We start from the raw sequence: 25,490 nt of genomic DNA, 5'->3' as shown, positions 1-25,490 counted from the left end.
CTGATTATCTCATTCCTGGCAATTTGCCGCTCATCCGGAACGTATGCTTTATAATTAACTTTTTTCACAGCCATAGATCGTTCTGCATGAACCTCATCTGGCGAGCGTATCAGCAAAACTCCGGTGCAATTATCGAGGATGGCCGCGTTGTCCGCTATGGCGATGCCGCCGCTGAACTCGCGAGTACCCGATCCGCGAGTACCGGGTCGGCCACTGTGCTGTGCGATCTTTCGCACTTCGGCCTGATCTATTTTTCGGGGGAGGATGCGCAATCGTTCCTGCAGGGGCAGTTGAGCTGTGATGTAAGACAGATCGGTTCTACGGGCGCCCTTTACGGGAGCTATTGCAATCCCAAGGGCAGAATGCTGGCGAGTTTCCTGATCTGGCGTGATCGTAACGGCGCTGATGGCGGTTACCTCATGCAACTGCCCTTGGCGTTGCTGACATCCGTTCAGAAGCGCTTGTCCATGTATGTATTGCGGGCCAAAGTCAAGCTGGCTGACAGCAGCGGGATGTTGGTCCCAATGGCGGTAGCCGGCGACGATGCAGGATCGCTCATACAGGAAATCATGGGCGCGATTCCGCTTGCCCATCTTGATGTGATCCATTGTGAAAAGGGAAGCGTCATCCGTCTTGCAAAGAATCGTTTTGAACTCGTCATCACCCCGGAGTACGCGCCTGCGGTATGGGATGGTTTAAGCAAAGACGCGCTGCCGGTAGGCGGGCCGTGCTGGGACTGGCTGGAGATCAAGGCCGGTATCCCGATGATTACGCCCGCCACCCAGGAACAATTCATACCGCAAATGACTAATCTGGAGGCCATCGGAGGGGTAAGTTTCCAGAAAGGTTGTTATCCTGGCCAGGAAGTCGTCTCCCGCACCCAGTATCTGGGTAAGATAAAACGTCGCATGTACCTCGCCAACGTCCGGCTGCCGAGTTCAGAAACGCGAGTTGAAGCCGGGGACGAGTTGTTTAGCGTTGATATGGGAGATCAATCGAGCGGCATGGTAGTGAACGCGGCCCCATCGCCAAACGGCGGCTTTGATTTATTGGCGGTCATGCAGATAGGCAGCGTCGAAACTGGCCAAATTCGCTGGAAATCGCCGGAGGGACCCTTGCTGGAGATCATGCCGCTACCTTATCCGGTTGATCAGCAATGAGGAAACAACATGCAATTTTTTTTGAGTCACGCAGTCGAGCCAGGTCAATAGCTTGAAATGGTGGTGCGGATCGCCGGATCCGTTTACACATTGCGCGCGCTGCCCGGCGATAATGCAGCGATATTTCCGCCGGGATGTCCGTCTCGATCCGGTCCACCTTCATTTTTTTTGGAGCGCCTGCAGGACGGACCGGACGCCCATTCCACCCCGTCCAACTATCGGACTCAGGTTAATGTCTAACAGCAAAATGTTGTCGTTCCGTTTATCTCTCTGGTATTTGTTGCTGCCACTCATGTTAATGACACCCGTGGTATCCGCCGATGTACTCGAACAGCGCGATATCGCCTTTTATTATGGCAGCCGGCCACCTGTTGAGGATCTGCGGCATTTCGATCAGATCGTCATTCAGCCGAGCCAGGTCTTGCCTCACGAGAGGAAAGCGTTATTAAAGCTGGATTCGCTCATATTCGCCTATGTCTCGTTCGGGGAGATTGCGCGCAACAGCGAGGATATGGAACGCATCAATACTGATTGGTCGATCGGTGTCAATCCGGCATGGAACAGCCTCGTCATGGACATGACCGATCCCGGCTGGCACGAATATCTCCTGGAGCAACATTTCGACCGCCTGTGGCGCGACGGATACCGCGCGTTCTTTCTCGATACCGTTGACAGTTATCTGATCGTTACGGCGGAAGGCAAACAGCGTGACGAGCAGGAGAAAGGGCTGGTTGCGTTGCTCGCGGAAATAAAGCGCCGCTTTCCCGGCTGCAAACTCATTCTCAATCGCGGTTTCGAGGTGCTCGACCGTGCCAGTCAATACACCGATGGCATGGTTGCTGAATCGCTTTTTCATGGTTTTGATCCGGTTACCGGCAAGCATGCGCCGACCAGGGAAGAAAACAGGGAGTGGCTTCTCAATCAGCTGACACGTGCGCAAAACGAATTCAATGTGCCGGTTACCGTGCTGGATTATGTCGAGCCGGGTAATTGGGTAGAGGCCGAAAAAACGGCTCAGAAAATTGCCAAGCTCGGGTTCATGCCATGGGTCGCAAATGGCGATCTAACGTGGCTCGGGCATGGCCGCATCCGCCTGGCCCCGCGGAGGTTGCTTGCCATTGCAAACGGCACGGCCGCCCAGCAAATGGATCAAGAGTTGTTCAAACACGCCGCGATGCCGCTTGAATATCTCGGCCTGGCCCTGGACTATTGGTATATCGATCATTCTCCTTTGCCGATAGAGCCGCTTGTCGGGCGATATGCCGGCGTAATCGTCTGGTTGGGTGACGAAAACGAGAACGGCACAAGCCGTTATGAAAACATTTGCGCGCGTTTGCAAACGGAAGTCGACGTGGGTTTGCCCGTAGTATTCATGGGTTATCTGCCAAGCGGCGTTGCCTGCCGCAACCTGATCGATTATCAGGGCAGCTTGCAACCCACGACCAGTATGCTTGAGCTTCGCTCTGCCAATGATCGCCTGGGTCGGCCCGCGACAGCGCCCATAGTGGGTAGCGGTACGCCTGATGTCCGCGTCCGCGATCGCAATGAAGCCTGGTTGACGCTGAGCGATGGAGACAACGTGTTTCATCCGGTTGCGGTCGGGGCATGGGGAGCCTATGCATTACATCCTCATTTGATAAACGAAAGTGCTTCGGGCCGTCATGAATGGCTGCTGGACCCCTTCTCTTTTTTTCAGGCCGCATTCCGCCTACCTGTGCAGCCGGTATTCGATATAACAACGGAAAACGGGCGCCGCCTGGGCATTATCGAGGTGCGCGGAGACCGCCTGTTTGCCAAAGACGAGCATGGCGTTGAAGCTATCGACCGGCTTCGTGTCTGGATGGAAAAAAATCCCGCACCGGTAACGCTGGGGGTCATCGAGGCTGAAGTGAACAGTGAAGACCGGCGAGCCAAGGTACGGCGATTGGCTGACATGCCGCAGGTTCGATTGGCAAGTCACACGTACAGCCATCCCTTTTATTGGGGCGTTTTCGAGGGCAAGACAGATGCCGACCAGCAGCCTTATCGCTATAGCGTGTTCATGGAAGGTTACGCCGCCGAGATGACGCGCGAGACTGCGGGGACTATCCCATTTCTGCAATCGATGGCGCCCCGTTCTCCACTGTTGCTTATCTGGTCGGGGGATGGAAAACCGGTGCCAGCCGCTCTGGCCGCTGCATTCAAAGCCGCATTGCCCAATTACGGTGGAGGCGGCCTCCACTGGCAGAGCGGTTCATTATCCATCGCTGATCTTTCTCCCGCGCTGCGGCCCACTGAATGGGGTACGCAGGTGCTGACGCCATTGACGGGCGAACCGCTGTTTGCGCAACTCTGGTATGGTGAAGCACTGAATTTCAGCATGGTCAGCGACTGGAACCGGCAGCTCGATAGCGGACGGCGGTTGCGCATTTCATCCTTGTCGATTCATGCCGATGCGCTGTTGCACGCCCGAGGGGCGGAACTCCTGGACCAATTGGCAGACGAGCAGCGCAAAGAAAACGTGCTTGGCCTGTGGCTCGACGAATATGTTCAGCGTGCGCAGGCGTTTCAAACAGCGAGCATTGCGCGCGACCTCGATGGCAATTGGCTGCTTTTTGGGGATGCGCTTCGAACGGTGCGGTTGCCTGTCGCCGAAATGACACCCGCGATCTCGGCCGATGTCGTCGGCTATTCCGACCGAAATGCAGATCGCTATGTTTACCTGGCACGCAACCATGCCGTCCTCAAGCACAAGCGTGAGATTGAAGAGACGAGCCCGGCTTTAAGGCTGATCGATGCAAGTGCGCCGCTGAAATCCTGGCACCTCAATGATGATGGTTCTGCAACTCTCTTGTTTGAACCCCACGGAGATTTGACGCTTGAGGTACCCAAATCCTGCTCGCTAAACCTGGACAGCGGGGCATTGGCTCCTCGCACCGAGGGCTCGCGATCTGTTTACGCAATACCAGCGAACAGTGCATCGGGAGAATTCCGGCTTGAGTGTTGATACCCGCCGGGAGTCACTGTTAAACGCGCCCGCGTTAATGTTCATGAGTGCGGTGCTTCTGGTCGCTTTCTGGGTGTTGTTTCCACGCCAGCCCGCGTTCAGGGACCCAGCCAATCTCTCTGCTAATGACGCTCTATCCGTGGCTTATCTTCGCGTTCTTGTCCAGTCCGATCCTAATAATGTGCCGTTGCGGTTGTCGTTCGTCCAGGTATTGACGGAAGCCGGCATGACCGATGAGGCTGTTCTCGCATTTGATCCTTTGCAGCAGGCGCCTGAATCGGGCCTGACTTATGAAATCCGCCTTGCGGAGCTCAAGCTGTCCTTGCAGCAGCTTTTCCGGCATCCCCCGGAGGATGTCGAGGCGGCGCTGCGCAAGCGTATCGCCGAGCTCGTTCCGGCATTGCTGCGCATTGCCGATAATGACAACAGAGTGAGCCTGGTGGTCAAACTGGCGGAACAGTTCGGCGAGCCCACCGTATTGGCCGAAACCTTCGAGCAATTGCTTGTTATGCGAAATGAAACCAGCGAAAAAAAATCGCGCTGGCTGATTTTTGCCGCGAAACAGCGCATGGCTGCTGCTCAGCCCCGGCTCGCGGCACGGAATCTGTGTCAGGCATTTCTGCTCGAACGAACCCCGAAGAAGAAAACGGAAATCGCGAAATCGTGTTTGCGCGCCTATCTTCAAGCCGGTATCGATCAAGAGGCCTTGAAGGCCGCGATGAAGGTCCTGGGCGCATCCGCAAGCGCCAGCAGTCTCAGGGGCGATGCCGAGCTCCTGTTGCTGGCCGCAAATATTGCCGAGCCGCTTGACGATCGCGAGCACGCATTGGCCTGGCTGGAAGAATCAAGCAGGCTACTGCCTCGCGATCAGAAGCTTGCCGAGCGTATCGTTCGATTGCAGGTTTCGATGGGCTTGCTGGATGAGAGCCTTGCGCGTGCTGCATCTCTGCGAACATCGCTGGTCCCCGGGAGCGACCGCCACCGTTTGCTTGCACACATTTATGACTGGAACGGGCAGTCCGACGAGGCTCTGACCCTGTGGTTGTCTTTCGCTCGCCATCAGGCCGACGAGGAAGCGGAAGCTCGCGCCTTTGCGCTTGCGCAGGCGAAACCGGATTATGAAGCCGTGGTACAGTTGCTGGAGGCTGTCATGCCGCGCCGCAGGCTGACCGCTGCTGAAGCGGAGGCTTATGTCAAGGCCGGCCTTAACATAGCGCAGCCTTCCCACGTAGAACAGCAATTGCGCAAGCACGCCGAACGCTTCGATAACCCCGCCGAGACAATGAAAGCACTGACGGATGTCCTGGTCCTTCAGGGCAAACCTCGTGCGGCCCTCTCGTTATATGAGGAAATGCCCGATACGCACAACGGGCGGCAAAGACTGGCGCTGGCCAAGCTATATGAAGAGGCGGGGAATGCGCAAAAGAGCTTCAACCTGCTGCTTCGCGAATCGGGCTCCCCTGACCCGGCGTATGCCGAAGAGTATTGGCGGTTGTTGGCTAATGTTGCCACACAGCTGGGTCAGGATAATCATGCGAGTAAAGCATACGAAAAGGTACTGAGTCTTCGGCCAAAGGATGTGGAAGTACTTGAGCATCTGCAGCGATTGACGGCGCGTCATCGCGACGATAAAAAAAGCGAGAGCCTGGCGCAATACGGATGGGATCGGTTGCGGCGCATCGAAGACCTCCAGCGCCTCATGCGTTTTTCCTGGAAGCGGAAAAACTGGAAAGAGCTCGATCATTGGCTCTCGCTGGCCGAGTCGCAGCCATCGATGGCCCAGGCGCCCGATTACTGGTATTTTCGTTCGATACGAAAAATGGCAAGCGGAGAGCGGGACGCAGTTCGTCACGCCTTGCGCGAGCTGCTGCGGCTGCGAGGGCCTGATCCTGAAGTTACGGAAGCGCTGATCTGGCTGCTTTTGTCCGACAAAAAAATCGATCACGCATTGCTTCAGGCAGTCGTAAAGCCGTACCATAATCCATCGGGTACTCAACCCGCGGTAAGTCCACCTCTGGCCGAAGCCCTGGCTGCGGCGGAGCACACCTTGGGCAGGTCCATCCAGGCAGCGCCCCGGTACCTGCAAACTTTGACAAAACGGCCGCAGGATTTTTTGTGGACATTGACATTGGCCGATAATATGGAGTGGGCGGGCTGTCCCGCCAGCGCCAACCACGTTCGCTTCTACGCGCTACAATTGTTTGCGTCTCCGTCTTTTTCTCAAAAAGAAGTGGAATATCCTGCGCGGTTGTCACAGTACCTGTTCGGATCGAAAGATCAGTTGCTGCAGCATGCTGATCGGGATGACCTGAAAATATTGCAGCCAATACGCGAACGCTGGAACTTGACAAAACCCCTGGATAGCGCACAGTACTTTGCTCTGCGGCGTCAGACCGAGCGGCTCCGGTCGTCCGGCTGGGAAAAATTTGCCGATGCAGTGCAAAAAGATGATTATCCCGCACTGTCAGCGCAGCTAGCGCAAGTTTCAAGGCATTTGGAGCGCCAGCCAGCTGACCCCGCTCTTCCCGAAACGATGCCGTTGTCCATGGATGACGTCGACCGGTCGACCCGGTGGCTTGCAGGCGAAGCTCCGCCGAATGAAAGCGCTGTACATACGGAGTTGGAGATCTGTCGCCAGACGCTGGCAAAACTTCGCGAAACGCCTGTGCCACCACTGATGCGAGATATATCCAAACCAGACAAGGAGCCCGCAAAGCAATGAAAAAACCCTGGCTGGAGGGCATTGAAGTAGTTGACGTCAATACTCCCGTATCGGTATGGGGTGGATGGCTCGAAACATTCGCGTTAACCATAATTGTTATCGCGGCATCGTTCCTTACTCAACAGCAAGATCCTTTCCGGCTGAGCGGGGGATTTCCGTGGCCCGTCCTGGCTCCTTTACTGGCTGGACTACGCTATGGATTCGTTTACGGTTTTGCCAGCGCCTTGCTGATACTGGCAAACCTGGGCGTGGCTATCAATCTGGAGTGGCAAAGTTCGTCCGGATTTCCGCTGCCGTGGGCAGTCGGAATTGTGGTCGTGGCAATGGTGGCCGGAGGGTTTCGCGACATGTGGGGACGCCGTTTACACCGGCTGGAGGGCGCCTATCAATACCGCGCGGAACGGCTTGAGGAATTCACACGCAGTTACCAGCTATTACGCCTGTCCCATGATCGCCTGGAGCAAACGGTCGCCAACAGCGGATTCTCTTTGCGTGAAGGCATTATGCACCTGGAGCCGGTATTGAACGGCATTAGCGGGTTAACCGAATCCTCGTTACAAAAACTTATCGAATTCATTGCGGAATACGGTGCGTTGACCCAGGCATGCATTGTGGGAATAACGGCTGACAATATCGATACAGGTAGAGTCCTCGGCAGTATCGGGGACAGATTTCCGATTGACGACGGCGATCCTGTGGCGAGAAGTGCGCTTGAAAGCGGCGAACTGACAGCGGTAAACCTTATGGAAGAATATGCGCTTGATCAAAACCAGTTACTGGCCGCCATTCCTCTGGCTGACTCCACCGGTGAGATTCATGCGATGTTGCTGGTCAAATCCATGCCTTTCTTTGCATTTCACGAAAGCAATTTGAAGCTCATCGCGGTACTTGCCGGACATGGCGTGGACCATCTCCGTTTTGGCACGGGCGGCTCATCCATTGCGCGTTTTATCGCTGCATTTGGACGGGTGCATCAGGATTTTTTGAGATTCAGGCTAGATGCAACCTTGCTCAGGCTGTCGGGTGCGTACTCTGAGATCATGAGCGTTTACGAAAAACTGCGATCTTCAACCCGCGCTATCGACCTGATTTGTATTACCCGGTATCAGGACCAGCCGGTCATCTGGATCCTGCTGCCTTTGACGAATACTTCAAATGCACAGGCGTGGATGCAGCGGGTTGATGGTGTTCCGGCAACGTTGACGCTGGAGTTTGTAGCGGTTGGAGACATCGATCCCCAAAGGATCCGATCCATGGAAGCGCACTGATGTATCGCCGCCCGATGTTGCGGGGATTAGCAGCCGAGGCGATGGCCGGATCGCTGCTGTGGTTGAGCGGAAGCGGCTGGGCTGCAAGCTCGATTGCGAATCTGGCGTTGTTGGCCGCGGTGGCATTGCACTCTATCTCATGCTACTTTTTTGCCCGGGGTTTCTGGCTGCTACTGCCGCGCCGCTACAAGCTGCCCGTGCGGGAAAGCCTGGCTTTTCTGTTTGTCTTTTTATGGATTCTGCCGGTGGTGGGTGCGCTGGGCGTGTGGTGGAGCGTGGCCACGGCCTTGAGACGCCCGCGCAGCCGTTCTTCAAAAAATGTAAAGACGGTGGTGTTGCCTGAACTGCCTTTTTCGCCCCCGGCCATTTTCCCGGTGCCACCCTATAGCGAAGGCGCGTTGCGCCAGATCGTTCATTTCGCCGGGCGGCCGCTCAAGCGCCTGAAAGCGGTGATGGCGACGCGGCACATGGCGCCGCGCGAAGCCATGGTCGTGTGGTCCAAGGCGACCCGCGATCCGGTCGACGATGTGCGATTGCTGGCGTATGCCATGCGGGACGATAATGAGAAAAAACTGATCGATCGTATCCTGACCCTGACAGAGGCACTGCCGGAGGTTCCCCTCCGCATGCAGCACTCCTACCATAAAACGATTGCCGCATTGTGCTGGGAACTGGTATATCACCGCCTGGTACAAGGCGCGGTCAGGCAGCACTGGCTGCAGACGGCCAGGCATCACATGGAGCTGGTACTCCTCCCGTCATCCCATGCGCCGGCCAGCGTTCCTCCGGCATCCGCGAGGCCGGCTGTGCCTGCATCAACCGATGGACCCGATCGATCTTCCACATCCCCTGCATTCCACACAATAGATGCGAACAGCTGGCTATTATATGGACGGATTCTACTGGAATCCGGCGATCTCGCGTCTGCACGGCAGGCTTTTACCAGCGCGCGCGCTGGCGGCATGGAGGAACAAAAAATTCTGCCATGGCTTGCCGAAACAGCTTTCCGCGAACGAAAATTTTCGGATGTAAGGCGCTATCTCTCGGCGCTTACGCGGCCTGGCGAAAAGGGACGCGAACTTGCTCTGGTGAAAGCGTGGTGGAACAGGTGAACAGCACTGTCCGGGCAGGAGCGCGCAGACCGGTAGCGGCCCCGGCGCGAGAATCGGTGGCAGACATCGCCTTGTTGCTGGAAGGCACGTACCCTTACATCCGCGGCGGGGTTTCGTCGTGGGTGCACCAGATCATCGGGGGTTTGCCGGAGATTCGATTCGCCGTTATTTTTATCGGCGGTGAATCGGAAATGTACGGTCCCGCGCAGTATCAATTCCCGCCCAATGTAACGCATGTCGAAACACACTACCTGATACACCGGGAAAAAACGCTTAAGCCGAATGCGCGCAAGGGCAACCAGCGGGCTTTTTCGGAAATGGATGAGTTGCACGCGTACATGCGTCAATCCGGGCAGATCCCGGATGATAAAATGATAAGCGCATTCACCCGGCTGGGCTCGGCAGGCGGTATCAGCCAGGAAGACTTTCTGTATAGCGAAGCCTCATGGGATTACATTACGCGGCAGTATCGGGAGCGGTGCACGGAGCCATCGTTTGTCGACTATTTCTGGGCGATACGGGCCATGCACACGCCTCTCTTCGTATTGGCGGATATCGCGGCCGGACTCCCTCCCGTACGTGCCGTGCACGCCATTTCTACGGGATATGCCGGATTGCTGGGCGCCATGATACGCCTGCGGCGCAATATTCCATTTGTGCTCACTGAGCACGGCATTTATACCAAGGAGCGGAAAATCGATTTGGCGCAGGCGACCTGGATTCATGATCACAACGATGACGTATGTAATACGCTGCATGATGAAATGGGATACATCCGTGGTCTCTGGATCAGGTTTTACGAACAGATCGGGCGCATGGCCTACGGCCAGGCGTCGCCCATCGTCAGCTTGTACGAGGGCAACCGCTTGAGACAGATTGCGGATGGAGCGGCCGCGGAAAAAACGCTCGTCATTTCCAATGGAATCGATGTTCAACGCTATGAGGCCGCACTTGAAAAGCGCCCGGAAGAAATCCCGCCCGTGCTCGGACTGATCGGGCGTGTCGTACCCATCAAGGATATCAAGACATTCATCCGTACTCTGCGAATACTGGTCAAGGAGCGCCCCGATGCGCAAGGATGGATTGCCGGGCCTGAAGATGAAGACCCATTGTATGTGAGCGAGTGCAAGGAACTGGCCGCCAGCCTGGGTCTGGAAAACAATGTTAAATTCCTGGGTTTTCAAAACATGCTTGAAATTCTTCCACAACTGGGCCTGATGGTACTGACCTCGATCAGCGAGGCACTGCCGCTGGTGGTGCTGGAGGCGTTTGCCAGCGGCGTGCCATGCCTTGCCACGGACGTAGGTTCCTGTCGTGAGCTTATAGAAGGCCGTACCGAGGAAGATCGTGCACTCGGCGCCGCGGGAACCGTCGTTTTCATTGCCGATCCCGAGGGGACGGCAAAAGCGGCATTGGAGCTGCTCAATAACCCGGCGCGGTGGCGTACCGCGCAGCAGGCAGGGCTTGAGCGGGTGAAGCGTTATTATAACGATGAGCTGATGTTCTCCTCCTATCGGAATCTTTACGCAAAGGCGCTGGACTCGGCAGCGGATCCGGCTACTCAATCTGTTATAAGAGCTTGACATGGCGGGTATCGGTTCTGAAATTCGCACGATCCTGGAGCGCGACAGCTACTGGTCAGTGCTGCGCGCCTATGGCTATGCGGGTTTGGTCAGCGGCGGCCCATGGGTGATTTCCATCCTGAGCATCATGATGATAGGCGTTCTCGCTGTCATACTTGGTGTCGCCCAGCAGGAGGTCAACGCATTCCAGATTTGCGTAACCTATCTGATGGCCGGATCGTTGATCTGGACCGGGGGCATGCAATTGATGTTTACCCGTTTCGTCTCGGACCGAACGTATGCGAATGACAAGGCAGAGGTGCTGCCGAACCTGTTTGGCGTTCTCATTGTCACGATGGCGGCTGGTTTTGCCTGGGCTGCACCCTTCATATTCTGGTCTTTCACCGGTTCGTTTTTCCAGGAATTGCTGTTACTGAGCAATTTCGTGGTACTGAGCGGCATGTGGATCGCCCTGATCTTTCTGTCGGGAATGAAAGCCTATCGCCGCATAGTCTGGACATTAAGCAAGGGGTATCTGCTCGGTATCGTCGTGGCGCTTCTAGCGTCTCGATGGGAGTTGACCGGCTTGTTGCTGGGTGTATTGACGGCTCATGCCTACCTGTTGTTTTCCTTCCTGCATCATATTGTTCGCGAATATCCCGGCAGTTCCCTGCTCAAGTTTGATTTTCTCGACCGCAACCGGAGTTTGTACAGCTTGTTCGCGGTTGGCACGCTTTATTATCTGGCGGTCTGGATCGACAAGTTTATTTTCTGGTTCGTGCCGTACACTTCGGAAGCGGTCATTGGTCCGCTTCGGGCATCCGTCATTTACGATCTTCCCATTTTTTTGGCTTACCTGTTCATTTTGCCCGGCATGGCTGTATTCCTGGTAAGCATCGAAGCCGATTTCGCCGAGCAGCACGAGCGTTTTTACCGCGCGGTCCGGGAAGGAGACACGCTTATGCACATCGAATACAGGCGCGACCGGATGGTTTATGCCGCACGGCAGGGAATCTACGAGATTTTCAAAGTACAGGGCTTGACGGTGGTGCTGTGCCTGCTATGGGGCAGGGAGCTATTGCATGCGGTGGGCATTTCTCCTCTTTACATCCATTTGTTCTACATTGACGTGGTCGCGGTCAGCGTGCAGGTCTTGCTGATGGCGATTCTCAACGTGCTTTTTTATCTCGACGCCCGCCGCGAGGTGCTGATCGTTACGACATGCTTTTTTATCACGAACCTGCTGTTCACCTTTGCCACGCTGCAACTGGGCGCCGAAGCTTTTGGTTACGGATTTGCCGCCTCTGTAACGTTTTCGGCCTTTCTCGGTCTGTTTATCCTCTCGCATAAATTCAACCGGCTGGAATATGAGACTTTCATGTTGCAGAATTAACGCGTGGAAGCTTATCCCATCGCACGTAAAGCGGGGTGGCGTCAGGCTTATCTGAAGAGTTGATCGTTTCCCAGAAATAATGCGCAGCCCGGATACGCCTCTGACGTGTTAAATCCGATTTGCTTGTTTGATCATCATCTTTCCTGAAATGTGGGTATCCTGGCGTACACAGGCAAACGCAAGTCAACGAAACAGGAGATTTAAATGGGCTTACTGGTCAAGGGGAAATGGGTCGACGAATGGTACGACACCAAATCGACAGGTGGCAATTTTGTCCGCACAGATGCGCAGTTTCGCAACTGGATCACGGCCGACGGAAGCCCGGGGCCGACTGGAGAAGGGGGTTTTCCCGCGGCAGCGGGCCGTTATCATCTATATGTGTCGCTGGCCTGTCCGTGGGCGCACCGCTCGCTGATTTTTCGCGCCGTGAAAGGCCTGGAAAGCAGGATAGGGGTCTCGGTTGTCAATCCCTACATGGGCGATCATGGCTGGACGTTTGAAGAGGCCCCGGGTGTGGTGGCTGACCCGATCGGCGCGGCACGCTATCTTTATGAGGTTTACCTGCGCGCTGCACCTGATTATAGCGGCAGGGTAACCGTGCCGGTGTTATGGGACTTACAGCGGAATACGATTGTCAATAACGAGTCGTCCGAGATCATCCGCATGTTGAACTCGGCCTTCGACGGCATCGGCGCATCAGCGGGAGATTACGCACCCTTTGCGTTGTTGCCGCAGATCGAAGAGAGCAACGCGCGCATCTATGACGCGGTCAATAATGGGGTATATAAGGCAGGCTTTGCCACTGAACAGGGGGTCTACGAGAATGCCGTCACGGCTCTGTTCGACTGTCTGGACGAACTGGAACAGCGTCTCTCACATCAGCGTTATCTCGTGGGTGGCCGGATCACAGAGGCCGACTGGCGGTTATTCACTACGTTGATCCGCTTCGACCCGGTTTACCACGGCCACTTCAAGTGCAATCTCAGGCGCCTGGTGGATTACCCGGCCCTGTGGGCCTTTACCCGCGAGCTGTATCAGTGGCCGGGCGTCGCCGCAACGGTGAACATGCAACATATCAAGGAGCACTACTACCGCAGTCATCCCACCATCAATCCCAACCGTATCGTGCCAGCCGGACCGCTCCTTGACTTCCTTCAACCTCATGATCGAGCACGGCTCCCTTCTGAATGAGGATGAAGAGATCGGATCGGGATCAGCGGAAATGTTCCTGTTTGCGTGCCTCGATACGCCTCAGGAAAACGCTCATTACTTCCCGGTAGAGCCTATCCTTCAGCACGGCATCTTCATTGCCGGCGTCCACGTTGGGGTTGTCGTTCACTTCAATTACATAGCAGCGATTCTCGACCTGCTTGATATCCACTCCATAGAAGCCGTCACCGATGAGATTGGCCGATTCGAGCGCGATCCTTACGACTCCTTCCGGGGTCTGGTCTATCGGGATTGCCTCTGTGACACCTTCGCTCAGCTTGCGCCGCTGTTCGTCGCGCTTTATGATTTGCCAATGCCCCGCGGGGAAGTAATATCTGGCCACGAATAGTACCTGCCGGTCGAGTATGCCAACGCGCCAGTCAAACTCCGTTGGCAGCCATTCCTGGGCAATAATCAGTACCGATTTTGCCAGCAGTTCGTATACCCTGGGTATCAGATCGGCTTCTGTTTCAACCTTTAAGACCCCGCGTGAAAAGGAACTGTCGGGCTGTTTCAGTATGCAGGGAAGGCCGAGCTCAGGAAGGATTTCAGCAATGTTGTCCTTGTGCACCAACAGCGTTTTCGGGGTCTGTATATTGTGCTGAGCGAGGAGTTCGGCCAGATAGACCTTGTTGTTGCACTTCAGGATGGAGTCCGGGTCATCGATCACCGCCAGCCTTTCGGCATACGCGAGACGCGAGAAACGATAGGTGTAGTGATGGACAAAGGTTGTATCGCGGATAAACAGAGCGTCAAACTGAGGCAGGCGGCCGATGTCTGTACGGGTGATGAACTCCACCCGCATGTACAGTTCCTCGGCGGCCTTCCTGAATTTTTGCAAGGCCTTCGCATTGGACGGCGGTTCCGGGTTATCCGGATCGTGGAGAATGGCGAGATCGAAGCGCGGGGGATGCTTCCTGGACCATTGCCTCCGTCCCGAGAAATATTCGGTTGCCGCCAGCACTGCAAGCTTCTGGTCGCCCGAAGGTATATCACTTGCACCCATGGCCCGTACGCTGCGCAAGCTCCATTGGCCATGGCGTCGTTCCAAGTGGGCGGACAGGAGCGGTACCTGCAACAGGTTGAAAAGCTGACGGCTGAGCGAGTCATAACGTTTGGCTGTGGTGCGGCCGAAGTAGCTGGCGATTTCAAAATCATCCATTTCCAGCGGCCCCAGCAGTCTTTGCATGAGCGCGCTCAGATCCTCTACGAGGTAGCGCATCAGATGCCGGGATTGTAAATCCTCGATAGCGCCAACTTTGGGCAGCGGCTTATGCCCTCGCGCCTCCGCGAGCAAGGAAACGTAATAGCCCGAACCCTGGTAGTGACAGGACTTGCAAAGATTAAACAACCTGAGGGAGTGGACAATTGGGCTCCCCGCGCGGTCCGCATCCTCGCCGGCAGTATGGTCAGCAGAAAAAGCCGGGCCAGCCAGATAAGTTTGCGCCGTAACAATCCTTACATCGGGAATATCCAATGGCCAGTCTTCAGGCTCATCAACGACAATGAGTATACTCATGCAAGCTCGACTCTCGGATACGCAGGCATCGCCCACCCGCTGTACAAGATTTAAGCCTGGCGGCCCGACCGTCTCTTCACCTGCCTTCGATCATGCGCTATCGGCGCGCCGCAGGCTTGCCAGCGCTTTTGCTGGTCTCGCCAGGAGGAGTGCCGGCACTGCGCAGATTCACGACTTTACTCAACAGGTCGAACCAGAAGGGTGCGCCCAACGATACGGCGAGCACGGAAATCAGCAGGCCGAACAGCTTGTAAAACGCCCAGCCCGCGTATTCCAGCGATAGTTTGGGGCTTCGGAAATATCCGGGATCACCGGGATTCAACGACCACCCTATTGGCAACTCAAGATTTGCCGCGGTATCAAGGACCAGTTGCAGATCCGGAGTGCTTCGGCGATCTCCTGCGTACGGGGTCGCCGCCGGAGTTGCCGTTCCCTCGGTAACGGGCTCCGGGGCTTTTTCCTTCGAAGCAGGTGCAGGTTCGGTTCCTTCCCGAGAGGGAGCAGCATATTGCACGCCGGACTGAGCCTTCACTACATCCGCTGCCGCGGCCACGAGCGATGCGCGCAGGACGTTATCGTTTGAAATTCTCTTGACAAGCATCACCGTATCCGCATTGGAAGCGATAACAAGGAAAGCTGCCAGCCAAAGCAGGATTCGTTGTGTCCAGCGCTTATACCATCCGCCCACCCGTTCCATGGAACTGATGAACCAGCCTTCGAGATTTTCCCGGAAGGCTTCCGCCTGATGCTCGATGGCAGTGACTTCGCGACGCGTTTTATCAACGAGGACGAGAAGAGTTTCTTTGGTATGCCCTTCGGGAAGCCTCTTCAGCCCTTCTTGAATGTTGCCCAGTGGATTTTGATTTCCGGCCGCGAAGTCACGGGCAAAGGCGAGCGCCTCTTTTAAAGTTGTACTCGCTGCCAGGAGCAACTTGACCTCTTTGGGATTTTTCGCGGAGGCTATTGCAGCGCGGCGTGCATCCAGCATTTTTAGCGCAGCATTGATGCCATCCATGGTATTCCTGGCCTTCACGGCCAGTTCAGCAAGACTTGCATTGCCCGGCGCCGCATCAGCCGCTTGTGCGGCCTGATCGTGTGCTGCCTTTGCCTCGGCCGCGACAGTTTCCAGCGCTGTCCGGGCTTGTTCCCGGACAGCGCTCGCCTGATTGACGGCTTGCGCAAGCGCGGGATCATTTGGTGCCCCGGCGGCCGCTTCCAGGGCTTCTTCATGCGCGTCATCCGCCCTTTCGGCATTGGTCAAAAGATCGCCATATTTGCTGGCGAGCGCTCCCCTTGCGGCAAGAATATCCAGTAAAGCCAGTGAAAAGCTGGTAGGTGACATATAGGAAGGCAGGCGGGTTCGCTTCCCCGGATTGGAAGCATACTGTGAGATGCCGCCTATCAGTCCGTGATTGTAGACTTGCTGAGCCAACCCGGTAAACTTGGGATCGTTGAGAAGGTTCTTGATTCCTTCCAGAAGGTTTTTTCCGCGCTTGTCAAAAAGTGATGCTATCCCTTCGTTTAGTGCCGTACATATCAGGCTGAGCAGCAGGTAGATGAAAATAATTCCGATCGCCACTTCCAGTATATTTGACCCGAACATTTACGCCTCCATTTGCAGGAATCACCAGCGCCCAATACATAATGCAGTCTAGCAGAATAACGCTATTTCGCTGTAATGGCCGGCGTCACGTTTCTACAGCGCATGAGCTTGGCCGGGTTGCCGGAAACATGGCCCTTGCTGCAACTTCAGCAGCCTGCCACAGTCTCATCATTACAATCCGGTCCCAATGCAAGCGGCAACACATGAAGCGAGATATTCCAGTAACGTTTTTATTTGCAATTGCGCTTGCCCACGCCGCCGGGTTTGCTACCGCTGCTACACCGATTGAAGTGCCGAATACCATGGCGGAGCGGGTTAAACCCTGTGTTGTTTGTCACGGCCTGGAAGAAAAGACGGGGAGGGGCAATTACTATCCGCGAATCGCAGGGAAGCCCGAAGGTTATTTGTTCAACCAGTTGCGAAATTTTCGTGATGGCCGGCGGTACTATCGGCCCATGGCTTTGCTGCTTGAGAATTTGACCGACCAGTATCTTCTGGAGATGGCCGTCTATTTTTCCACGCTTGAACAGCCGTACCCTCCGCCGGAGCGCGTGGCCTTATTGCCTGCCAAGACCAAACTGGCCCAGAAGCTCGTCAATGAGGGAGATCCGGCGCGAAATATTCCAGCCTGCACCGAATGTCATGGCCAAGAATTGATGGGGACGGCACCCTTTGTTCCGGGTTTGCTGGGCCTTCCGCGCGTCTACATGATTGCCCAGTTTGGCGCGTGGAAGAGCGGGGGCCTGATGCGAGGGCAAACGGAGGATTGCATGTCGGAAATCGCAAAGCAGCTTACTGCGGAGGAGACCAGCGCGATCGCGGCATGGCTGGCGTCCCAGCCTGTTCCGCGGAATAGTGGTCCCGCCGCCGGACTTTCTGCGGGGATGGCAGAGCGTTGCGCCGGTATCGTTCACGGAGGCGCACGCCGGTGAGACGACGCTCCGCTGCCGCAGCAATTCTTTGTCTGGCGGGCTTTGCATGGCCGGGTATGTCATCCGCATTGACAGGCGCAGCGCCTTTGGAAGAGAAAGCAAGGGCCGGGAAGGCAGCGCCTGCCGAGCAACGCCGGATCCGCGGGGCCTATCTTGCCCGGGCGGCAAACTGCATGGGATGTCATACGGCTCGAGCGGGACGTCCTTATGCGGGAGGCCGAAGTCTCTCCACGCCCTTCGGCACATTCATCACTACTAATATTACGCCGGATATGGCAACCGGAATTGGGGGTTGGAATGAAGAGGATTTCTGGAAGGCGATGCATGAAGGAAAATCGCGCGATGGCCGTCCCTTATATCCTGCATTTCCTTACACCGAATATACAAAAATCACGCGTGAGGATTCGGATGCGATTTTTGCCCATCTTCAGTCGCTTTCACCGGTGAGCCAAAAAAATCCATCCAGCCGGATCGATTTTCCCTACGATTTCGAGCCACTGTTGATCCTGTGGCGCGCCGTGTATTTCAAACCCGGCGTTTACCAGCCGGACTCCTTGAAAAGCCGGGAGTGGAACCGCGGCGCGTACCTGGTGCAGGGCCTCGGGCATTGCAGTGCCTGTCATACCGAACGCAATCCCCTGGCTGTAGTGAGAGGCGCTTACGACGAGGATTCATCTGGTGCCCAGATCATGGGCTCTAACTGGTACGCGCCATCGTTAACGTCGAGCGCGGAAGCAGGCTCGGCGAAGTGGCCTATGGGGGAGATTATCCGGTTACTCACGACGGGTGTCTCTCGGCTGGCAACCACGTCAGGCCCCATGGCGGAGGTCGTTGGACAAAGCCTGCAGCATCTGACAAAGGAGGATGCGCGTGCAATGGCTGTCTATCTCAAATCATTACCTGAGAGCAATCCGCGCCCGAAAGCTGGCGCGCCTGCTCTCACAGAGGAGGTGCAGAAATTGTTCCGGCAAGGCGCGGGAATCTACAAACGGCATTGCCAGGATTGTCACGGCGATGCAGGGCAGGGCGCGCCCGGCATCTATCCGCCGCTGGCGGGTAATCGCGCGGTTACCATGAATCCCCCAGTCAACGTGATTCGCAGCGTGCTCAACGGGGGGTATCCACCCGTTACCGCAGGCAACCCGCGTCCTTATGGCATGCCGCCGTTTGCACAGACTTTAAATGACGGCGAGGTCGCGCTCGTCTTGTCATATATCCGAAACACATGGGGTAACCGCGCCAGCTTCGTCACGCGAGCTCAGGTCGACAAGAGCCGGGAAGGCATACATTAAAATGCCGGGCCGGAGAAGGCAAAGCACTCGGGAATGAGCTACTGCCTTGTGCTGAAGCCACGATTCCCGATAATCTTGTTCGAGTTGTTATAGTAGAGGTTCGTCCGCCGGATCTATTGGGGGATCTCCCGGAGTGGGATCAGGATCATACGGCCGGGGATCTACCGGCTTATCCGGGTCGAATGGCTGAGGGTCTTTCCTTGGCTTCTCAGGGTCGATAGGATGAGGAGGATCCTGGACGGGTTTGTCTGGAGATGGGTCAGGACGGGGTTTGGGGCCCGGGCCATCCGGCCTGGTGGACAAACCTGGTCTGGGCGGCCGGTCTTCGAAGTAATATTTCGTCATGGTCACTCTTTCTAAAAAAAATTGTTGGCCGACTCCCGGCTATCGGAGAGATGCATGGTGCACTTTTTTCAGGGCGACCGCCAGTCCTGACAGGGCGGGCGGTACGCAAACAGGTATCAACGTCGGTCAGCGCTTCAGTTGACCGCGTATCTCGCCGTTCTTGTGTTCATTGCTGTGAACATTGACGTAGAGGCCTCCCGCCTTGAAGGCGTCGTATTGGGCATCGGTCAATTTTGCGCCGCTTGGAACGGTCCACTCGTCGTCTGAAGTTTTCTGGAGCGTAATGATATCCGGACCATTTTTCCCGACTTGCGCCTCGTGTATATGCGCGCCCGTACCCTTTATATTGGAAGTGGTAATCTTCCCCTGGATGGATTTGTCATCTTCAACCGTTATGGTGCCGCTGCCGGTCGCGGTAGTCTGAACGGGAGGCACTTCCTGATCACCGCTCAGGCTGAAACTGATTTCGTTAGCATTTGCTATCCCTGCGCTTCCCGCCAGTGTACCCGCTATCAACGCAACAATGGCCAGGCTGAACCGCGATTTGCGAACAAATATATTCATTTAACTGCCTCCTTTAAAATGATACATATAAATCACGAAAATTTCTCGACGAACTCCGTTTGCGGGCTTGTTTGAACTGCCCGATCCAAATCCTGTTTTCCGATCTGCCAAATTGATCTGCGCAATTTTATGCCGGGATTAATGATGAGTCCGTACGGTAGCGTACGTAAGTTAACGATTCTCATTACGTTTCTTGCTGGCCGTTTCGATGGAACACGGATGCTCGCACAATATTATGCCTATTCAAGACCCTCTGGTGGCTGTTCGCTGTTTTTCTGTGATGGCTATCCACCTGCTTATTTGACGGGAATGGATTTTTTATGCGGGACAGGTACGGCGCTGATGCTGTTCTGAGGGCTCCCTTCTATCAATTTGTCGGAATAGGTAAGATAAATAAGTGAGTTGCGTTTGGAATCGACCACGCGCACCACATGGAGACGTTTGAACAGGATCGACATGCGTTCAGTAAACACGTCTTCCTGCCGGGGAAGTTTTTCCAGGAAATGGAGGGATTCCGCCACTTGGCGACAGGCGATGGATGCCTCTGCCCTGTCCTCCGCCAATCCTACCGTACCTTTTATACCACCGGTCCTGGCGCGGGAAACGTAGCACGTAACTCCCTGCACCTTGGGGTCATCATAGGCTTCTATTACCACGCGGTCATCCTTTCCCAGCCATCGGAAGGCGGTGTCCACTTCTCCCACGAGCTCGGCTTTTACCAGCGTGCAACCTAGTGCCATGGCAATTCCCGCTATAAATCCGCGTTTCAACATTTTCCTCCTCTCCTTGCAGGCAATCTCCACTTCCATGGACAATAAACGAGCTGAAACTGCAGTTGCAAATGTCCAGGACGACATATCGCCCGATTTCCTGTCCTTGGACATTTTTCCGTACGTGAACATTATGCGCCTTACGCGGGGCCGGTTTTAGATTATATAGCGGCTGGTAGAGGCATCTCCGTTGGGACGGCACGTTGGGTAGCCATTGCACTCATCAGGGCAGGATTGCGACATGGTGTAACTCGCGCTAAGCTTTCTTGAGGGTAATCGTACCAGTAATCAGGCTCGGCGGCGATAACGCCACTTTACGAATTCACGGGCAATGGAGCTTTTTTTGCAAAGACAAAGGGAGGACAAGAATGAACGTCAAAATCAAACGCGTGTATGAGCCGTCAGAAAAAAAAGATGGGACGCGTATCCTCGTCGACAGGCTCTGGCCGCGAGGTCTGACAAAGGCTAAAGCAGATGTCGGCCTCTGGCTGAAGGAAGTTGCTCCGAGCACGGAACTTCGCAAGTGGTTCGGTCACGACCCCGCAAAGTGGGCGGAGTTCAGGGCGCGTTACCGCGCCGAGTTGAAGGAGAACGATGAGCAGTTGGCGCGTCTTGAAGAAGAAATAAAGAAAGGAGCAGTTACGCTGGTATACGGCGCCAGGGACAAAGAGCACAACGAGGCTGTTGTTCTGCGAGACTTCCTGGCCACTGAGAATTCGAGGTAAAAACGCCGAGGGTTCCGCAAACGGGAAAATGAGATGGCGGCGATGCCCTGCTGAACATTTGCCGAGGATGCGGTCAGACGCGTGGAGAATGCCGATTGTCTGGCATGGCCCTATTGCTGGCTGCGATCAGGCGCTGTAAAACGCCGGTATGCGATCGATCGCGGTACCTATGCACGAATAACCGGCGAAACTTCTGCGGAGATCGGCAGGGCTGATCACTATTATTTTTTCATCGCATTTTTTTATTATTATAGACTGCGTGAATAATGTCGGAAACCTGCCTGCGGTAGTAGATGTGATATGCGAGACAAGACGGCTGGCGGCAGGCAACGAGACAATGGGCAGCGGAAACCGGTACCTGCAATCATGCAGGAAAGAGACGGGCTTCTTTTATTTCGAGGTAGGATGAATGCTACTGCAGAACGTGTAAAACGGAATTTTGATGAATAAAATCGGGATCACGTTTGCCACTATTTTATTGAATCTGTTTCTTTGCGATGCGATTATCGCGGGCGAGGAAAAGCAGCCAAAGAGCGAAAAAATCACTGCTTTGCACCCGGTCAAGCAGGTCCTCGAACCCCATGACAGAAATATTGCGATCAAGGTACAGAATGACGGTGAGCAAATTATCGTGGATGCAAACTTTCTGGTCCCGGTTGTGGCTCAGCAAGCATGGGCGGTACTCACGGATTTCGATAACATGCACAAGTTCAGTACCGGCGTCTTGTCCAGTAAGATCACCGGTGGAAGCGGGAATAACCTGCATGTCTCGCAAAAACGCATCAGCAGGTATGGCTTCTTTACCTTTTCGCTTGACTCGATACGGGAAATCAATTTAATTCCTTTCGCGAAAATTCATGAACGCATGATTAGCGGCAGCATGCGTAAAATGGAAGAAACAACACAGCTATTGCCGGAAGGAGATCAAACGCGCATCACTTACCGTGTAGTGTTTATACCTGGGAGCTGGATTCCCCCGGTGGCAGGGGAAGTATTCATAAAGCAGGAGGCGCGAGAGCAATTGCAGGAAGTCGTAAACGAGATAATCAGAAGAAAGCAGACGAAGCTTGCGAACCAGTAAAAGGTATGGGATGAAAAAGCTGTCATGACAGGAATGCGATTTTGATGCAGGAGACCGGGTAATGCATTTCCGGGAATGAAAGCGTGGCAAAGCAGGAAGGTATAAAGGGGAACCGGGCATATAAAGCGTGAACCGGCCGGCGGCAAAACTGCTGGCGAAATGCTTCAGGGTTTGCTCGAGGTGTCGTGCGGTGTCCGACGGGATGAGCTTTCACGACCCGGTTCGGCCTGCAAGCGGGGAATCTCGACCACCTTGTCCTTCATTCCGTTCTTTGGCATGTCCGATTTCACGTCGGATTCCCCATTTGATGTATCGTCTTGTCCACTTTTATGCAATTTATAGGCCTGGATCAGCAGCGAAGTGCCAATCCAGCCCGCGAGCAGCGAGAAAGGAATTACCATCAGCAGCGGTTGCAGCAATGCAAGCAGGGCCATACCCAACAGCGTGCTACCGCCGAACAGCATGATTTTCGCCTCAGCCGCGCCTAGAACAAGGCGACTGGTAATGGCAGCCCCAACAGTATTGCCGACACGAATTGCGCCCGCCGTCAACCGGCTCGCGCTGCCGTGTCTGGATCCGCCCACACGCTTGAGGGCTGACGGGCCGGATTGGCGTGAGCCGGGTTCTGCTATTGGTCCAACCCGGTTTTTCCTGCTGAGCACGATCTCGGTAGCGTTTTCCAGATCCTCTAAATACATTTGCTCCATTTCTTGCGCAAAATCCATATCTTCAATCGCTACGTCCAATTCCCAATTGCCGAGCCAACTGGCCATGTTGAGGTTGCTTGATCCGACGCGTGCCCAGCGGCCATCCGCGACCGCGGTCTTGGCATGCAGCATCGATCCATTCCATTCGAATACCCGGACTCCTGCTTCCAAAAGGGGACGATAACCGGCGCGCGAGATCGGGCGCAGAAATTTCAGATCGCCGCTCGACCCGGGAACCAGCAAGCGCACATCCACGCCGTCCATCGCCGCGCCCCTCAATGCTTGTACATAGCTTGTCGTACCAGCATAATAGGCATCGGTAAGCCAGAGCGTGCGTTGCGCCAACACTGTTATCAAGTGTTCGAGCCGATATAGACCTGCAGTGGCGGCTACATTGCCCAACACCCTCAGGTCTACTGTCCCCGCGATAGGGATTGAATCCCGGCTCGGCACTTCGTCCGCGGGCAATTCCGGTCCGGTCTCGGCCCACACTCGGGAAAAAGAATGGACCACGTCGGCTACAACCGGGCCGCGTATCTCTATACCCGTATCACGCCATGGCGGAATATTGCGGTCGGGATAACCCGACCACATCTGACCCACACATAATCCGCTGACAAACGCAACGCGATTATCCACGCACAGCGATTTGCGGTGAAGGCGGCTGACCCAGCCCAGCGGGCTATCAAAGCTCAAGGGGTTAAAACAGCGGACCTCGACGCCCCCCGCGGCAAGTCGTTGCCAGAAGCTGCCAGATGTTTCGGTCAGGCCACCCAGCCAGTCGTAGAGCAACCTTACCGGCAGGCCTTCTTTTGCTTTTGCAATAAGCGCGTCGGCAAACTGGTGGCCAATATCATCGTCGCGAATAATATAATTTTCGAAATAAATGTACTTTTGCGCGGACCGGATTGCTTCCAGCCATGCGGGATAATTCTCTCTTGCGTCCTTGAGAAGACGTATGCTGTTGCCATGCACGAGCGGTGCGCCCGCTGCGCGTGAAAACGCTTGCGCAGCGAGAGTACGTGTTGCGTGCGTCCTTACGCGCGCATGTTCTTTCAGATTCATCTTTGCCATAGGTTAGCGCTTCACGCACGTTGTCAGACAGCAGACCTGCTCTGTACGTTCGTTCCACTTTCCGAATGGCAGTGCAGGCATCCGTTTAGTCCGCAACTTCCTCGCCGAACTTGGAGTCGACATAGCAGCGCATCGCCGCGATCAGGGGAGTGAGCCCCTTTTGCCGGTTCCTGCCCGACCGCATATACGCAGTGCAGTGCTCTGAACCTGCTTCCAGGCTATGACTGAGGTTGATTCCCTCACTTTCTATAATCGGCCCCCCCTGACACCAGTCGGTCGATGGCTCCCAGCGGACGTGATTGACGACACAGTGCGAATCGATGACATGCACTTCTGCCGCATCGTTTGCTTTTGCCACCCAATAATCGAGCAGTTCATCTTTCAGCTCGGATACCCTCATGACATTCTCCTTGTGTTCCTTGTTGTTCGTGCGGATAAGTCAAAGCCGCCCTGCTTCCAGCGTATTGCACTGGTTAATGCTTCCCGTTCGAAGTCCGCGTGTGAACCAGTCAGTGCGCTGAGCACTTGTGCCATGCGTGAAGCTCTCGGGCAACACAGTCCCTTGAGTATTACGTTGCAACGCATCGTCGCCGATCTGTGCGGCGGCGTTCATGGCCTCTTCAATGTCACCCTGCTCAAGCCATCCTTTGGATTTTTGCGAATGATAAGCCCAGACGCCGGCTAAACAGTCGGCCTGCAACTCGATGCGTACCGACAGGGAATTTGCCTGGGCCCGCGACATACTGCTGCGCGCGCGGTTTACCTTCTCGGAAATACCGAAGAGGTTCTGAACATGGTGACCGACCTCGTGTGAAATGACATAAGCTTGCGCGAAGTCTCCCCCCGCTCCGAGGCGGTTGTCCATGATATCGAAGAAGTCAAGGTCAATGTAGATCCGTTGGTCGTCTGGACAGTAGAATGGGCCCATCGCCGCGCTTCCCCGGCCGCAGGCCGTCGGCACAGCGCCTCGGAACAGCACCAGCTTGGGCGCATGGTAAGCCTTGCCTTCCTGCTGCATCAAGCTTGTCCACACATCTTCCGTATCGGCAAGCACTGTTGAAACAAAGGTCGCGCGAATATCGCCGGGAGGGGGCGCAGGTGCCGGTCCTTGCTCCTCGACTGCACTGCCTCCGCCCGTAAACATGCCGAGCATGGTAAGCGGATCAACGCCAAACAATAGCCCGCCGAGCAAGGCTACAATAACCGCACCGGCGCTGAGCCTTCCTCCGCCCAGCCCTACTCTTCCACCGCCTGAGCCTCGGCGATCCTCGACGTTGTCACTCCGGCGGTACCCTTCCCATTTCATTCTCGCCTCCCTGGTCAAACCTGACTTAAACAATAACAGTTGGTGGGCCGTTCGACGGTTATGAGGAGCGAGAGGCCGGGCCTCGCTGGCTCCGCCAGGATCAGCGGCGGGAATCACGCCCGGAACCCACCATCGGTAGTTTTCCAGCCGCCTGGCGCGG

At 55.5% G+C, this 25,490-nt stretch carries 21 protein-coding genes; 13 read left to right on the top strand and 8 right to left on the bottom strand.

Annotated elements, in window-relative coordinates; genetic code table 11:
* The first annotated feature begins 86 nt into the window (after positions 1 to 86).
* From ygfZ to BMZ14_RS05125, 8 genes are all read left to right on the top strand, one after another.
* A complete protein-coding gene (ygfZ, locus tag BMZ14_RS05160) occupies positions 87 to 1,160 on the top strand; it encodes a CAF17-like 4Fe-4S cluster assembly/insertion protein YgfZ (RefSeq protein ID WP_074795262.1) in 1,074 nt (357 codons plus the stop codon).
* A 232-nt stretch (positions 1,161 to 1,392) separates the two neighbouring features.
* The gene (locus BMZ14_RS05155; RefSeq protein WP_256208399.1) at positions 1,393 to 4,146 is read left to right on the top strand and encodes an endo alpha-1,4 polygalactosaminidase; all 2,754 of its coding nucleotides are present in this window, start codon (positions 1,393 to 1,395) and stop codon (positions 4,144 to 4,146) included.
* A complete protein-coding gene (locus tag BMZ14_RS05150; protein ID WP_074795261.1) occupies positions 4,136 to 6,868 on the top strand; it encodes a tetratricopeptide repeat protein in 2,733 nt (910 codons plus the stop codon). The genes BMZ14_RS05155 and BMZ14_RS05150 overlap by 11 nt, the downstream gene beginning before the upstream one ends.
* Positions 6,865 to 8,136 (top strand): protein PelD, encoded by a 1,272-nt coding sequence (locus tag BMZ14_RS05145; RefSeq protein WP_074795259.1) that lies wholly within the window; start codon positions 6,865 to 6,867, stop codon positions 8,134 to 8,136. The genes BMZ14_RS05150 and BMZ14_RS05145 overlap by 4 nt, the downstream gene beginning before the upstream one ends.
* Complete coding sequence (locus BMZ14_RS05140; RefSeq protein WP_074795258.1) at positions 8,136 to 9,248, top strand: protein PelE; 1,113 nt, start codon at positions 8,136 to 8,138, stop codon at positions 9,246 to 9,248. The genes BMZ14_RS05145 and BMZ14_RS05140 overlap by 1 nt, the downstream gene beginning before the upstream one ends.
* The gene (gene pelF, locus BMZ14_RS05135; protein ID WP_083396669.1) at positions 9,245 to 10,831 is read left to right on the top strand and encodes a GT4 family glycosyltransferase PelF; all 1,587 of its coding nucleotides are present in this window, start codon (positions 9,245 to 9,247) and stop codon (positions 10,829 to 10,831) included. The genes BMZ14_RS05140 and pelF overlap by 4 nt, the downstream gene beginning before the upstream one ends.
* A gap of 1 nt (position 10,832) precedes the next feature.
* Complete coding sequence (gene pelG / locus BMZ14_RS05130) at positions 10,833 to 12,203, top strand: exopolysaccharide Pel transporter PelG (protein WP_074795256.1); 1,371 nt, start codon at positions 10,833 to 10,835, stop codon at positions 12,201 to 12,203.
* 204 nt (positions 12,204 to 12,407) lie between these two features.
* Complete coding sequence (locus BMZ14_RS05125) at positions 12,408 to 13,394, top strand: glutathione S-transferase family protein (protein WP_074795254.1); 987 nt, start codon at positions 12,408 to 12,410, stop codon at positions 13,392 to 13,394.
* A 22-nt stretch (positions 13,395 to 13,416) separates the two neighbouring features.
* Here BMZ14_RS05125 and BMZ14_RS05120 read toward each other — a convergent pair whose 3' ends face one another.
* Positions 13,417 to 14,931, bottom strand: a complete 1,515-nt coding sequence (locus tag BMZ14_RS05120; RefSeq protein ID WP_074795253.1) for a RimK family protein — start codon at positions 14,929 to 14,931, stop codon at positions 13,417 to 13,419.
* Positions 14,932 to 15,028: 97 nt separating this feature from the next.
* A complete protein-coding gene (locus BMZ14_RS05115) occupies positions 15,029 to 16,534 on the bottom strand; it encodes a hypothetical protein (RefSeq protein WP_074795251.1) in 1,506 nt (501 codons plus the stop codon).
* Positions 16,535 to 16,737: 203 nt separating this feature from the next.
* Between BMZ14_RS05115 and BMZ14_RS05110 the strand changes: the two genes are divergently transcribed.
* Together BMZ14_RS05110 and BMZ14_RS05105 are read left to right on the top strand one after the other, a co-directional pair.
* Entirely contained in the window at positions 16,738 to 17,466 is a 729-nt protein-coding gene (locus BMZ14_RS05110; RefSeq protein ID WP_074795249.1) for a c-type cytochrome, read from the top strand.
* Positions 17,463 to 18,758: a c-type cytochrome gene (locus BMZ14_RS05105; protein WP_256208398.1), complete on the top strand. Its 1,296-nt coding sequence runs from the start codon at positions 17,463 to 17,465 to the stop codon at positions 18,756 to 18,758. Before BMZ14_RS05110 ends, BMZ14_RS05105 begins: the two co-directional genes overlap by 4 nt.
* Before the next feature lie 87 nt (positions 18,759 to 18,845).
* Here the strand turns inward: BMZ14_RS05105 and BMZ14_RS14760 are convergent, their stop codons facing one another.
* The 3 genes from BMZ14_RS14760 to BMZ14_RS05095 all read right to left on the bottom strand — a co-directional run bounded on the left by BMZ14_RS14760 (position 18,846) and on the right by BMZ14_RS05095 (position 20,440).
* Positions 18,846 to 19,103: a hypothetical protein gene (locus BMZ14_RS14760; protein ID WP_143071894.1), complete on the bottom strand. Its 258-nt coding sequence runs from the start codon at positions 19,101 to 19,103 to the stop codon at positions 18,846 to 18,848.
* Positions 19,104 to 19,229: 126 nt separating this feature from the next.
* Complete coding sequence (locus tag BMZ14_RS05100) at positions 19,230 to 19,667, bottom strand: CHRD domain-containing protein (RefSeq protein WP_074795245.1); 438 nt, start codon at positions 19,665 to 19,667, stop codon at positions 19,230 to 19,232.
* A 296-nt stretch (positions 19,668 to 19,963) separates the two neighbouring features.
* Complete coding sequence (locus tag BMZ14_RS05095; RefSeq protein WP_074795606.1) at positions 19,964 to 20,440, bottom strand: CreA family protein; 477 nt, start codon at positions 20,438 to 20,440, stop codon at positions 19,964 to 19,966.
* Positions 20,441 to 20,805: 365 nt separating this feature from the next.
* On the opposite strand from BMZ14_RS05095, the gene BMZ14_RS05090 reads away from it, so the two are divergent.
* From BMZ14_RS05090 to BMZ14_RS05080, 3 genes are all read left to right on the top strand, one after another.
* Entirely contained in the window at positions 20,806 to 21,162 is a 357-nt protein-coding gene (locus BMZ14_RS05090) for a DUF488 domain-containing protein (RefSeq protein WP_074795243.1), read from the top strand.
* A 259-nt stretch (positions 21,163 to 21,421) separates the two neighbouring features.
* A complete protein-coding gene (locus BMZ14_RS15035; protein WP_177186911.1) occupies positions 21,422 to 21,571 on the top strand; it encodes a hypothetical protein in 150 nt (49 codons plus the stop codon).
* 33 nt (positions 21,572 to 21,604) lie between these two features.
* Positions 21,605 to 22,243, top strand: a complete 639-nt coding sequence (locus tag BMZ14_RS05080; protein ID WP_083396631.1) for an SRPBCC family protein — start codon at positions 21,605 to 21,607, stop codon at positions 22,241 to 22,243.
* Between the two features lie 164 nt (positions 22,244 to 22,407).
* On the opposite strand, the gene BMZ14_RS05075 is transcribed toward BMZ14_RS05080, so the two are convergent.
* The 3 genes from BMZ14_RS05075 to ypfJ all read right to left on the bottom strand — a co-directional run bounded on the left by BMZ14_RS05075 (position 22,408) and on the right by ypfJ (position 25,330).
* A complete protein-coding gene (locus BMZ14_RS05075) occupies positions 22,408 to 24,024 on the bottom strand; it encodes a phospholipase D-like domain-containing protein (RefSeq protein WP_083396630.1) in 1,617 nt (538 codons plus the stop codon).
* An 85-nt stretch (positions 24,025 to 24,109) separates the two neighbouring features.
* The gene (locus tag BMZ14_RS05070) at positions 24,110 to 24,424 is read right to left on the bottom strand and encodes a phage protein NinX family protein (protein WP_074795239.1); all 315 of its coding nucleotides are present in this window, start codon (positions 24,422 to 24,424) and stop codon (positions 24,110 to 24,112) included.
* A 39-nt stretch (positions 24,425 to 24,463) separates the two neighbouring features.
* Positions 24,464 to 25,330, bottom strand: coding sequence for a KPN_02809 family neutral zinc metallopeptidase (gene ypfJ / locus BMZ14_RS05065; RefSeq protein WP_074795237.1), 867 nt, complete (start codon positions 25,328 to 25,330; stop codon positions 24,464 to 24,466).
* Positions 25,331 to 25,490 lie beyond the last annotated feature (160 nt).

The organism is Nitrosospira briensis (genome assembly GCF_900115125.1).
Taxonomy (GTDB): Bacteria; Pseudomonadota; Gammaproteobacteria; order Burkholderiales; family Nitrosomonadaceae; genus Nitrosospira; species Nitrosospira briensis_A.
Note: the sequence above shows the minus strand (reverse complement) of the source record. Positions and strands in the feature narration are given on the sequence as shown.

Bases quoted from the DNA above. Each gene is read 5' to 3' on its own strand.
- BMZ14_RS05155 (WP_256208399.1), top strand. From the start codon at position 1,393: ATGTCTAACAGCAAAATGTTGTCGTTCCGTTTATCTCTCTGGTATTTG.
- BMZ14_RS05110 (WP_074795249.1), top strand. From the start codon at position 16,738: ATGAAGCGAGATATTCCAGTAACGTTTTTATTTGCAATTGCGCTTGCC.
- BMZ14_RS05145 (WP_074795259.1), top strand. From the start codon at position 6,865: ATGAAAAAACCCTGGCTGGAGGGCATTGAAGTAGTTGACGTCAATACT.
- BMZ14_RS14760 (WP_143071894.1), bottom strand. From the start codon at position 19,103: ATGACGAAATATTACTTCGAAGACCGGCCGCCCAGACCAGGTTTGTCC.
- BMZ14_RS05115 (WP_074795251.1), bottom strand. From the start codon at position 16,534: ATGTTCGGGTCAAATATACTGGAAGTGGCGATCGGAATTATTTTCATC.
- BMZ14_RS05140 (WP_074795258.1), top strand. From the start codon at position 8,136: ATGTATCGCCGCCCGATGTTGCGGGGATTAGCAGCCGAGGCGATGGCC.
- BMZ14_RS05100 (WP_074795245.1), bottom strand. From the start codon at position 19,667: ATGAATATATTTGTTCGCAAATCGCGGTTCAGCCTGGCCATTGTTGCG.
- BMZ14_RS05080 (WP_083396631.1), top strand. From the start codon at position 21,605: ATGAATAAAATCGGGATCACGTTTGCCACTATTTTATTGAATCTGTTT.
- BMZ14_RS05070 (WP_074795239.1), bottom strand. From the start codon at position 24,424: ATGAGGGTATCCGAGCTGAAAGATGAACTGCTCGATTATTGGGTGGCA.
- ypfJ (WP_074795237.1), bottom strand. From the start codon at position 25,330: ATGAAATGGGAAGGGTACCGCCGGAGTGACAACGTCGAGGATCGCCGA.
- ygfZ (WP_074795262.1), top strand. From the start codon at position 87: ATGAACCTCATCTGGCGAGCGTATCAGCAAAACTCCGGTGCAATTATC.
- BMZ14_RS05125 (WP_074795254.1), top strand. From the start codon at position 12,408: ATGGGCTTACTGGTCAAGGGGAAATGGGTCGACGAATGGTACGACACC.
- BMZ14_RS05090 (WP_074795243.1), top strand. From the start codon at position 20,806: ATGAACGTCAAAATCAAACGCGTGTATGAGCCGTCAGAAAAAAAAGAT.
- BMZ14_RS05095 (WP_074795606.1), bottom strand. From the start codon at position 20,440: ATGTTGAAACGCGGATTTATAGCGGGAATTGCCATGGCACTAGGTTGC.
- BMZ14_RS05120 (WP_074795253.1), bottom strand. From the start codon at position 14,931: ATGAGTATACTCATTGTCGTTGATGAGCCTGAAGACTGGCCATTGGAT.
- pelG (WP_074795256.1), top strand. From the start codon at position 10,833: ATGGCGGGTATCGGTTCTGAAATTCGCACGATCCTGGAGCGCGACAGC.
- BMZ14_RS05075 (WP_083396630.1), bottom strand. From the start codon at position 24,024: ATGGCAAAGATGAATCTGAAAGAACATGCGCGCGTAAGGACGCACGCA.